This window comes from Pseudomonas sp. FSL R10-2189 (assembly GCF_009600325.1).
Taxonomy (GTDB): Bacteria; Pseudomonadota; Gammaproteobacteria; order Pseudomonadales; family Pseudomonadaceae; genus Aquipseudomonas; species Aquipseudomonas helleri.
Window position 1 is genome coordinate 1 of sequence record NZ_WIVZ01000088.1, and the last position, 1,752, is coordinate 1,752.

The window sequence follows — 1,752 nt, forward strand, 5'->3', positions numbered from 1 at the left end:
GGCGTGGGCGCCCCAGCCAGCGGCGTACGGCTCACAGGTGCCGGTGCGGCAACGGGCGGCGGCGCGCTGTAACTGGACAGGCGCCGGTTGCTGCGCGAAATGGTATGGACCTTTTCACACAGCAGCTGTTTGACCTTGTCGGGGTTGCGCGAGATGTCTTCGAAATTCTTCGGCAGGAAGTCCACGGCCCCGGCGTCCAGCGCATCGAGGGTCACGCGCGCGCCTTCGTGGGTCAGCGACGAGAACATCAAGACCGGTGTCGGGCAGCGCTGCATGATGTGCCGCACCGCCGTGATGCCGTCCATCATCGGCATTTCGTAGTCCATGGTGATCACGTCGGGCTTGAGCGCCAACGCCTGATCAATTGCTTCCTTGCCATTGGTGGCGGTGCCGATCACTTTAATCGTCGGGTCAGCCGACAGAATTTCCGACACACGACGGCGGAAAAACCCAGAATCGTCCACCACCAGGACCTTGACTACCATAAACACTCCGTTAGGCGGCAGGGCACGCTGGCGCGCCCTGCTACGAGAATCAAATACGCCGCGAGGCGTAGTGCTTGAGCATGCTCGGCACATCCAGGATCAAGGCAATGCGACCGTCACCGGTAATGGTGGCGCCCGACATGCCCGGCGTGCCCTGAAGCATTTTGCCCAACGGTTTGATCACCACTTCCTCCTGGCCCACCAGTTGATCGACGACAAAGCCGATGCGCTGGGTACCAATCGAGATAATCACCACATGCCCTTCGCGTTGCTCTTCATGGGCGGCCGAGGCCACCAGCCAGCGCTTGAGGTAGAACAGCGGCAACGCTTTGTCGCGCACGATCACCACTTCCTGGCCGTCGACCACGTTGGTGCGCGACAGGTCCAGGTGGAAAATTTCGTTGACGTTGACCAGCGGGAAGGCAAACGCCTGATTGCCCAGCATGACCATCAGGGTTGGCATGATCGCCAGGGTCAGCGGCACCTTGATGACGATTTTTGAGCCCTTGCCCAAGGTCGATTCAATGGCCAACGAGCCATTGAGCTGGGCGATCTTGGTTTTCACCACGTCCATGCCCACGCCACGGCCCGACACGTCAGAAATCTCGGTCTTGGTCGAAAAGCCCGGGGCAAAGATCAGGTTGTAGCAGTCGTTTTCGCTCAGGCGATCGGCGGCGTCCTTGTCCATCAGGCCTTTTTTGACGGCGATGGCGCGCAGCACATTGGCGTCCATGCCTTTGCCGTCGTCAGAGATCGACAGCAAGATATGGTCGCCCTCCTGCTCGGCCGATAGCACCACCCGCCCGCACCGCGACTTGCCTGCGGCTTCACGCTCTTCAGGGGTTTCACAGCCATGGTCAACCGCGTTGCGCACCAAGTGCACCAACGGGTCGGCCAGCGCCTCCACGAGGTTTTTGTCGAGGTCGGTGTCTTCGCCCACCAGTTCCAGGCTGATTTCTTTTTTCAGCTGACGGGCCAAATCGCGAACCAGACGCGGGAAGCGGCCGAAAACTTTCTTGATCGGCTGCATGCGGGTCTTCATGACCGAGGTTTGCAGGTCTGCGGTGACCACGTCGAGGTTGGACAGCGCCTTGGCCATGGCCTCGTCATGAATGCTCAGGCCCAGGCGCACCAGGCGGTTACGCACCAGCACCAGTTCGCCAACCATGTTCATGATTTCGTCGAGCCGCGCGGTGTCTACCCGCACCGTGGTTTCGGCCTCGCTGGCCACCGGTTTTTCCTGCGGTGCCGGTTCTGCCCGGCGCCC

General features: G+C 61.0%; 2 protein-coding genes. Both read right to left on the reverse strand.

Going from position 1 to position 1,752, the window contains the following annotated elements:
- On the reverse strand, positions 1–485 hold a 485-nt coding region (locus GHO32_RS25955), incomplete at its 3' end, for a response regulator (protein ID WP_153443099.1).
- Positions 486–534: 49 nt separating this feature from the next.
- A partial coding sequence (locus GHO32_RS25960) for a chemotaxis protein CheA (protein ID WP_178113947.1) occupies positions 535–1,752 on the reverse strand: 1,218 nt, incomplete at its 5' end.